Origin of the sequence: Microcoleus sp. T3_D1 (assembly GCF_036700405.1) — a bacterium.
Lineage (GTDB): Bacteria > Cyanobacteriota > Cyanobacteriia > Cyanobacteriales > Microcoleaceae > Microcoleus.
On record NZ_JAUBOV010000150.1, the window covers coordinates 1 to 7,223 of the forward strand.

General features: G+C 47.0%; 5 protein-coding genes and 1 pseudogene. 3 read left to right on the plus strand and 3 right to left on the minus strand.

What is annotated here, in order from left to right; genetic code table 11:
* Positions 1-714 (plus strand): RNA-guided endonuclease TnpB family protein (locus QT992_RS32540; protein ID WP_333342913.1); only part of this gene is annotated, 714 nt, incomplete at its 5' end.
* Positions 715-804: 90 nt separating this feature from the next.
* Here QT992_RS32540 and QT992_RS33825 read toward each other — a convergent pair.
* From QT992_RS33825 to dapB, 3 genes are all read right to left on the minus strand, one after another.
* A complete protein-coding gene (locus tag QT992_RS33825; RefSeq protein ID WP_445305396.1) occupies positions 805-954 on the minus strand; it encodes a DUF4160 domain-containing protein in 150 nt (49 codons plus the stop codon).
* Between the two features lie 249 nt (positions 955-1,203).
* Complete coding sequence (locus QT992_RS32545; RefSeq protein WP_333222443.1) at positions 1,204-1,914, minus strand: phosphate ABC transporter permease; 711 nt, start codon at positions 1,912-1,914, stop codon at positions 1,204-1,206.
* 101 nt (positions 1,915-2,015) lie between these two features.
* Complete coding sequence (gene dapB, locus QT992_RS32550; RefSeq protein WP_333322391.1) at positions 2,016-2,843, minus strand: 4-hydroxy-tetrahydrodipicolinate reductase; 828 nt, start codon at positions 2,841-2,843, stop codon at positions 2,016-2,018.
* A 303-nt stretch (positions 2,844-3,146) separates the two neighbouring features.
* Here dapB and QT992_RS32555 point away from each other — a divergent pair, with 303 nt between their 5' ends.
* Entirely contained in the window at positions 3,147-5,669 is a 2,523-nt protein-coding gene (locus QT992_RS32555; protein WP_333322389.1) for an EAL domain-containing protein, read from the plus strand.
* Between the two features lie 1,002 nt (positions 5,670-6,671).
* Positions 6,672-7,146, plus strand: a pseudogene (locus QT992_RS32560) (reverse transcriptase N-terminal domain-containing protein); the annotation flags it as partial.
* Between the last annotated feature and the right edge of the window lie 77 nt (positions 7,147-7,223).

The following is a 7,223-nucleotide window of genomic DNA, read 5'->3' on the forward strand; positions in this document are numbered from 1 at the left end:
TTTTCGTTGAATCCCTCTGTCAAATGTCAAGCCAATCTTCTTGACAATGACATCGAAATTAAGATGCGATTACCCTGTGCAACTCTGAGTAACGGACAAAAAATAAAAGCTCCCAAACCCCTAAAGAAAAGGATTAGGAAGCTGAAAAAGTTATCTAAATCTCTATCTCGGAAAACCAAAGGATCTAAACGACATGAATTTTATCGAAAGCGGTTAGCTAAACTTCACGCTAAACTAGCTGATACTCGCACAGATATCCTGCACAAGTTATCAACTCAACTCATTCGTGAGAATCAAACGATTGTGTTAGAAGACTTAAATGTGTCAGGAATGGTTAGGAACCGCCAATTATCCCGTGCAATTTCTGATTTAGGTTGGAGAACATTTAGAACTTTCCTAGAAGCAAAATCAGAAAAATATGGCAGAGATTTTCGAGTCATTGATAGATGGGAACCGACTTCTAAAACCTGCTCTTGTTGTGGGTTTAAAATCGGGAAATTAGATCTCTCAATTCGAGAATGGATTTGCCTCAACTGTGGCACGTCTCATGATAGGGATATTAACGCCGCAACTAACATTTTAGTCGCCGGAGGACTTTCGGAGACTTTAAACGGGCGTGGAGGAAGCATAAGACTATCCCAGGATAGCAGCACCCAAAGAAGCGTCAACCCACCAGAATTTAAGCAATTGTCAATTTTTGACTGGCTTGAATAGATGGAATCCCGCGGTACGGCCGGGGTGGATGTCAAGAGGGGTTCTGTTTCAAGTACCAAAGTAGTCATCCCAAGCCTCCAACAATGTTTGTTAGTATTCCTCTACAAGATGAGCTATCTGGTTTAATTCATGCTCTTTGAAGCTTCGATTTTTTTCTAGAGATACAGGATTCATCCAAAATTTGGCAAGTTGCCGATCGCGCTTAACATGAATGTGGGAGCATCTCAATGAAAGCAGCAAAGCTCGAAATTGGAATTAGGAGTCAGGAGTCAGGAGCCAGGAGAAAAGAGTCACAAGGAAGAAGAAAGAAGTGTTTTTGCAAATATGAGATGCTCCCCATGAATGTGGGCTGGTTCGCCTCGATCGGAACTAAAAAAGATGAAACTGTAGGGGCCAACCTGAAGAACCGTAGGCATTAGCTGGTATAAGAGTGAATTTTGTCCTAAGTTTAACTGGCGATCGCTCTTAAATTTGTCGCTACTATCCAGATTAATAATCAGCGGGCGATCGCCTTTTTACATCTCTGCTTTGATTAGTGCGATCGCGGTCTTTTTTCCTACCTTTTTTAATCTGTTGGCTCATCTCGACAAACAAATCTCTGCGTAAATAAGGATAGTCGCTCACCCACACGTCACGGCTGGGAATATAAATATCTGAAACTTTGGCAATTCTGCCTAAATCTTCTTGATTGGACATAATTAACATTAAAGCAGCTTGGCCGGGGACAATTCCTTGGTGATCTTTCCGCAAGGGAGCTCGCAGTGTAGTAGTAAATCCGGTTTTGTCGCCGACTTCTAAATTAATTCGCGGTTCTAGGTTGTCAACTATTACGAGTTGTCCTTTTTGATTGACTGTTTCTTCTTGACTTGTGACTTCATCTGTAATATATATATCCAAAACTCGTCCTTGCCAAAAACCGCAGTATTGATATTTGCGGCATTCTGCATTCCGCAAACTCGCCCACAAAATCGGCCCCCACAGCCAGTACAAACCAGCTATCAATCCGGTGATTAAAACTAGCGGCGCGACATCGGAACCGGCGAAGTTATAAACTACGAGGAGGAAAACTACGCTGACTGCCGAGATTAACATTCGCCTCAAAAAATCGGGCGGTTTTCCCCAGATATATTTGTATTGCGCTCCCGTGGCGACGGCGGGAATTAGTTCTTGAAAGGTTTCGCGGGTTAAGGGAATTAGCATAATTAGTCAGTTGGCAGTTGGCAGTTGGCAGTTGGCAGTTGGCAGTTGGCAGTTGGCAGTAGTAACAAGTTACCAATTACCAATTACCAATTACCAATTACCTACAGTATTTTTTCCAGGCCGTAAACGAGCGATCGCAATTCCAAGACTTTGCGTATAGACAGCAACACTCCGGGCATATAACAAGCTCGATCGCTCGTATCATGTCGTAAAGTATAAACTTGACCGGCGCCACCAAAAATTACCTCTTGGTGGGCAATTAAACCGGGTAAACGGATGCTGTGAATGCGAATCCCTTCATCGGCCACTGAACCCCGAGCACCGGCTAATTTTTCCGTTTCCTCAACTTCTGGCGGATTGAAAGTTTTTCCCATTTCTGCTAGCATTTGGGCAGTTTGAATCGCTGTGCCGCTGGGGGCGTCGGCTTTTTGATTGTGGTGGAGCTCGATAATTTCTACGTGTTCAAAATACTGAGATGCCGTGACGGCGGCTTGTTGGAGCAAAACCATGCCGATCGAGAAATTGGGTACGATCAAACAGCCAGTGCTCGCTTTATCAGCGAATTCAGCTAAGTTTTCAATTTGCTTGCTGCTCAATCCGGTAGTGCCGACTACTGGACGAATGCCGTAAGCTATTGCCGATCGCACGTTTTCATAAACTGACGAAGGGTGCGTAAAATCTACCATCACCCCTAACTGCTTTTCCTGAGCTGCTAATACCAGCATTCCTTGCAAGTCGTCAGTGATGGGAACTTCTAACGGGCCGCATCCGGCTAATTCCCCGGCATCGGCGTTGAGGCACGACGGGGAGCGGTCTACAGCTCCAAATAAAGTCATGTCACTAGCATGGGCGATCGCCTTGATTACTTCGCGGCCCATTTTGCCTGCAGCACCGTTAACAATCACCGGAATCGGAAGTTGATTCGCCATAATCTCAAAAATATCCTGAAAGTTCGATCGACTAAATTTTAACGCTTGTGCGAATTTGGGTAAACAAGGAATGAAAGACAGGATTTGTCGGCAAATCTTCAAAAACCAGGTTCCCATTCGAGAAATACTTTGCCTGCATCGAGTAATTAGCTTAAAGAAACTCGGTTGCGGCACAAGTTCTGAAAAAATTACATTCAATCTCATATTAAGCTCAATTCTGTTAGAACAGACTTGTGCAAAGCTAATTTGCACCGACATATTTTTTCTGTGACTGCCAAATTCTCTCGAAATCTTCGATATGTCATGTCTGTGGCAACTGGCCTCAACCTGAGTTCTCAAAACCGACGGGTCAGGATTTTGCCTGCAATGCTTGTGGGCGCGACTGTAACGCTGCTGAATATGGGAGTTCGGCAGTTGGGAGGCCTGCAAAGCTGGGAATTGGGGAGTTTTGACTCGTTAGTGCGCTTGGAGCCAGATTCCGGCCCCGATCCGCGGCTGCTGGTAGTGGAAATTTCTGAAGCCGATATTCAAGCTTTGGGGAGATTTCCGATTTCCGACAAGACGATCGCTCAAACCTTGACAAAACTGCAAAAGTATCAGCCAAAAGTCATCGGTTTGGATTTGTACCGGGATTTGCCTCAAGCGCCGGGACACCAAGAATTGCTGGCCGCGCTGAAAGCACCGAATGTTGTGGCGATCGACCAATTGAGCGATTCAGAAAGTCCGGGAGTGCCTGCGCCTCCGGGGATACCGCGCGATCGGGTTGGTTTTAACGACTTCGTGCTCGATCCTGATGGTGTTGTACGCCGCAATTTGCTCTCAGTCTCGCAACCAGACAAAAAGATTGCTTTATCGTTTTCTCTGCAAGTGGCTTTGCTGTATCTCAAAGACAGAGTACAGCAGAAAAATAGCGCTGTTCATCCCCACAAAATCAACTGGGGAAAGGCAGAATTTGTGCCTTTAACTTCTGACAGTGGTGGCTATGCAAATCTCGACGCCAAAGGCTACCAAATTCTGCTCAAATACCGTTCTGCGAACGAGGTGGCGCGACAAGTCAGTATCAGGCAGGTATTGAAGGGAGAAATTGAACCAAGCTGGGTTAAGGACAAGATTGTGTTGATCGGGACGACGGCACCGAGTACCAGAGATTTGTTTTTGTCGCCTTACAGCCCGGTTAAAAAGCAAAGTCCGAAAATGCCGGGGGTGTTGCTGCACGCGCACATGCTCAGCCAAATATTGAGTGCGGTTTTGGATGGACGATCGCTGTTTTGGGTGTGGCCAGAATGGGCGGAAATTTTGTGGAACTGTGCTTGGGCGATGGTTGGCGGGGTTTTGGCTTGGCGGATTCAGCATCCTGGGAGGGCGGGATTGGCTGGGGGTGCTGCATTGATGGGTTTGTTGGGGATTAGTTATGGGATTTTTACTGGGGGCGGGTGGGTGCCGCTGGTGTCGCCGGCTTTAGGTTTGGTGGTGACTGGTGTGGGTGTCAGTGCTTACAGGAAGCTTTACGATGCTTTTCACGATTCTCTGACGGGTTTGCCTAACCGGGATTTGTTCGTGGATTGCCTGGGGCGGGCGATCGCCAATACTAGGGGCCGCCGCAGCTATCTGTTTGCGGTGCTGTTTCTGGATTTAGACAGGTTTAAGGTGATTAATGATTCTTTGGGCCATTTGGTGGGGGATGAACTGCTGATGGCGGTGGTGCTGCGGTTGAGGGCAAGTATTGGCCGTGCAGATACTGTGGCGCGGGTGGGGGGTGATGATTTTGCGATTTTGGTGAGGAATGTTGATGTTGCTAGTGCCGTGGATTTGGCCACTCGAATTCACCAAGCTTTAATTGTGCCTTTTGAGTTGAAGGGGCAGGAGGTGTTTGTGACGGCAAGCATCGGGATTGCCATCGGGGGCGAACCCGCTGCTAATCTCAGCGAACAGCCGGAACACTTGCTGCGGGACGCCCACACGGCGATGTACCGGGCGAAGGCTTTGGGAACGGGAAGGTATCAGGTGTTTAATGCTTCGATGCACGCTTTGGCGGTGGAGAGGTTGCAGTTGGAAACTGATTTGCGGATGGCCCTCAAGCGTCAGGAGTTTTTGCTGCATTACCAGCCGTTTGTATCTTTGGCAAGCGGGAGGATTATTGGGTTTGAGGCTTTGGTACGCTGGCAACACCCGCTGCGGGGTTTGATTGGGCCGATGAAGTTTATTCCCGTGGCTGAGGAAACGGGGGCAATTGTGCCGCTGGGTGAGTGGGTGCTGGAGGAGGCTTGCCGGCAGTTGCGGCTGTGGGAGGAAATGTTTGGTTTCGATCGAGCTTTGATTATGAGTGTAAATTTATCTGGGAAGCAGTTTGCCCAGCCGGATTTGGTCGATCGCATTCAGGTGATTTTGGAAACAACGGGTTTGAGTGCCGAGAGTTTGAAGTTGGAGATTACTGAGAGTGTGGTGATGGAGGATGTGGAGTCGGCGATCGCGGTTTTGAAGCACATGAAGGAGCTTAATGTCAAGTTGGGAATTGATGATTTTGGCACGGGTTATTCGTCGTTGAGTTATTTAAGTCGATTTCCTACGGATACTTTGAAGGTTGATAAGTCGTTTGTGGGGCGGATGGAGATCGAAAGCGAGGGGGAGAATGTGGCGATCGTGCGGACGATTGTGGCGCTGGCTCATGCTTTGGGTATGGATGTGATTGCTGAGGGTGTGGAGACGGCGGCACAATTAGCTAGGTTGAGGTCGATCGGCTGCGAATACGGTCAGGGTTATTTTTTTGCTAAGCCGTTACCGAGCGAGGCTGCGACTGCTTTGATGGCTTCCGAGCCACAGTGGTAGTTGTGGGTTATTAGTTATTAGTTATTGTACGTTAGAGGTGACATACTCCCACATCAAGCTGAGTACAGCTATGATGTGGGCGTCTTTGCAGCCCGATGAAGGGTATACAAAATTTCCTTCGCGGTACTATCATCCATAGTTCCTACAACAGAAAGATTCCCGCTACGGCGTTTTATTGTGGGGAAAATGGTGCGATTCGTTTAGCCGAAACCCGAAAGGGGGGATGACTAGCAACGGTGGGGTAAACCCAATCAGGGTTGGAGTTCGCACTTTAATCCCTCACCGATGACAACTTACTACTCATGCAGGTGAGGAAACCTAGTCGAGCATCTAGCTAAGAAAACTAGGGGAAAGTGGGAAAGATAAGGTATACGCCAACATCATAACCAAAATCCAGAATAAACCAAGTCCTGACATCATGGTGCGTGATTGAAAGCACACAGAGAACCAAAGTTAAATTTGGTTTCCTCTACACAAAGATTGACAACCTTGGTGTAAAGCGAGGGTGAACGCGGGCTATCGGGATAGCTGAATACCGACACCGCAAGCAAAAATCCTATAACCGAATCATTACGAAAGTAATGAAGTCGTGGGGTAGAAGCGTAAGCTAACGAATTGTCGATACAACCGTCGTAACCCAAGTACCAGAGGATATAAGCTCTCTCAGAAAAATCTGAGCTTCTGGGTCAGAAATATCTGACAAGGGTAAGGACTATCAGGATTCATTTACCGAGATAGCGCACCACCTAGAACCCCGGCGGAAAGACAAACCCTAACGGATTTAATCAATGAGCAGTAGGAACGAAGTAATCCTTTTGTATGTTCCTCTTCAAAACAATTGTTGAGGTAGGCTGTCAGGCTACACGCTGCGAAAGGCTGGGATGGTTTAAAAAGCTAATGCCTAACCTGAAGTAACAGGTAATGCCGAAAAAGGGATGGGGTAACGCCCAGGATATGCAGACGTAAACCGCGAAGGTGATTAGTGAAAAGGTGTAATTAGTAATGAACAAACCTAATTCTGATTTGGAAACAAATACAGAGGGATGGAAAGCTATTAATTGGCGTCAAGCTGAAAGATATGTTTTCAAGTTGCAAAAACGCATTTTCGCTGCTTCCCGTTGTAGAGATGTCAAAAAAGTTCGTAAACTTCAGAAGACGCTGATGAGGTCTTGGTCTAATAGGGTTTTGTCAGTAAGAAGGGTGACTCAGGACAATACTGGTAAAAAGACGGCAGGAGTGGACGGGCTAAAAAGCTTATCCCCAGCAGCTCGTCTAGAACTGGCAAGGGAATTAAAACTAACTGGAAAATCCCAACCGACTAGAAGGGTTTGGATACCAAAACCAGGAAGTAATGAAAAACGCCCGCTGGGTATACCTGTAATGTATGACAGAGCCTTACAAGCCGTAGTAAAATCCGCACGCTTAGCCGGAATGGGAGGCAATTTTTGAGCCAAACAGCTATGGTTTTAGACCGGGCGTGCGATTCGTTGGGTAGAAACTAGCCCTGAAATGGGTAGAGGATTACCCGCAAGTAACATAAGAACCTTGACAATT